Here is a 619-nt window from a genome sequence, read left to right on the forward strand (position 1 = left end):
AAATTAACAATTATTGGAGTTTCTAAGCCACCGGAATATGATCCAGATAAATCAGAAATAAAGTTAATTGCAATAACTATTAATACCAAATTCCATCCGGCAATGTTATTTCGGGTAAATAGAAACCCTACTAGCATGTATAAAATAAAGCGAATGACTGCTAGCCAAGTAATCATTTTAAATTTATTCTGAGTTCTATCTGCAATATAGCCAGCAACGCTTCCTAAAAGATCAGGGATAGCTTCAGTAATTGAAATTAATGATAAGGCTAAAGCATAATTTTGAAGTTTACTGGCATAAGTCATGAATGCTAAATAAAACAATATATTTCCTGCACTGGATAGAAATCCTGCAATGGAAAATTTACGATAATTTTTATTTCTTAAAAAAACGTCCATAATTTTTCTCCTATGCTTATTGTTATCTATAAGTATATTTAGACTATAATTAAAAATATAAAAATGGCATATTTGACAGGCAATAGATAGGAGGAGCTTTATGACTATTGGAGAATTGTTGAAAAAATATCGGATAGAGCATGAAAAGACTCAAAAAGAATGGGTAGGAAATATAGTTAGCCCATCATTCTATGCAAAAGTAGAAAAGAATTTAAGTCGGA

General features: G+C 30.0%; 1 pseudogene. It reads right to left on the reverse strand.

From position 1 onward, the window contains the following. Positions 1-398: pseudogene (locus JF73_RS08650) on the reverse strand (MFS transporter); the annotation flags it as partial. Positions 399-619: the final 221 nt, after the last annotated feature.

This window comes from Lactobacillus helsingborgensis, assembly GCF_000970855.1.
GTDB classification, from domain to species: domain Bacteria; phylum Bacillota; class Bacilli; order Lactobacillales; family Lactobacillaceae; genus Lactobacillus; species Lactobacillus helsingborgensis.